Origin of the sequence: Caldanaerobacter subterraneus (genome assembly GCF_004345675.1) — a bacterium.
Taxonomy (GTDB): domain Bacteria; phylum Bacillota; class Thermoanaerobacteria; order Thermoanaerobacterales; family Thermoanaerobacteraceae; genus Thermoanaerobacter; species Thermoanaerobacter subterraneus.
Genome location: NZ_SLWU01000079.1, coordinates 1 through 1,069 on the forward strand (window position 1 = coordinate 1; position 1,069 = coordinate 1,069).

The 1,069-nt window shown below is 57.0% G+C and carries 2 tRNA genes and 2 rRNA genes; all 4 read right to left on the reverse strand.

What is annotated here, in order from left to right:
• Positions 1-571 (reverse strand): 23S ribosomal RNA (locus EV203_RS13330); the annotation flags it as partial.
• A gap of 56 nt (positions 572-627) precedes the next feature.
• A tRNA-Ile gene (locus EV203_RS13335) sits at positions 628-704 on the reverse strand.
• 1 nt (position 705) lies between these two features.
• Positions 706-781, reverse strand: a tRNA-Ala gene (locus EV203_RS13340).
• A 63-nt stretch (positions 782-844) separates the two neighbouring features.
• Positions 845-1,069, reverse strand: a 16S ribosomal RNA gene (locus EV203_RS13345); the annotation flags it as partial.

Consider the following 1,069-nt stretch of genomic DNA (forward strand, 5'->3'; position numbering starts at 1 on the left):
TGACTGCTTGTGGGCACATGGTTTCAGGTTCTCTTTCACTCCCCTCCCGGGGTTCTTTTCACCTTTCCCTCACGGTACTATGCGCTATCGGTCACTTGGAGTATTTAGCCTTAGGAGGTGGTCCTCCCGCCTTCCCACAGGGTCGCCTATCCCGTGGTACTCTGGTACCCACCTGTGCGCTTTCCCCTTTCGGCTACGGGGCTTTCACCCTCTTTGGCCGGCCTTTCCAGGTCCGTTCGCCTAGACTACTCGCACACTTTTCCGGTGGGCCCGAACCCCTACCGCCTAAGCGGTAGGTTTGGGCTTCTCCCCTTTCGCTCGCCGCTACTTAGGGAATCGCTTTTGCTTTCTTTTCCTCGGGCTACTTAGATGTTTCAGTTCGCCCGGTTCCCCTCCGCTGACTATGGATTCATCAGCGGATGCTTGAGTATTACCTCAAGCGGGTTCCCCCATTCGGAAATCCCCGGATCTCTGCCCGCTTGCGGCTCCCCGGGGCGTTTCGCCGCTTGCCGCGTCCTTCATCGGCTCCAGGTGCCTGGGCATCCACCATGCGCCCTTACCTCTCTTGACCCCTTCTCGGCTTTGTGCAGTTCTCAAGGTCCAAAAAATTAATTAAAAAAAGTAACATGGTGGGCTTAGATGGATTCGAACCATCGACCTCACGCTTATCAGGCGTGCGCTCTGACCAACTGAGCTATAAGCCCATGGTGGAGATGAGGAGATTCGAACTCCTGACCCCCTGCTTGCAAGGCAGGTGCTCTCCCAACTGAGCTACACCCCCATGCCACCATGTTACTTTTGAGGGTCTCCCCTCAAAAGTGAACAGCAAGGCTTATCCCCTTAGAAAGGAGGTGATCCAGCCGCACGTTCCCGTACGGCTACCTTGTTACGACTTCACCCCAATCATCTGCCCCACCTTCGACGGCTCCCTCCCTCTTCGGGTTGGGCCACCGGCTTCGGGTGTTGCAGACTCTCGTGGTGTGACGGGCGGTGTGTACAAGGCCCGGGAACGCATTCACCGCGGCATGCTGATCCGCGATTACTAGCGATTCCGCCTTCATGCAGGCGA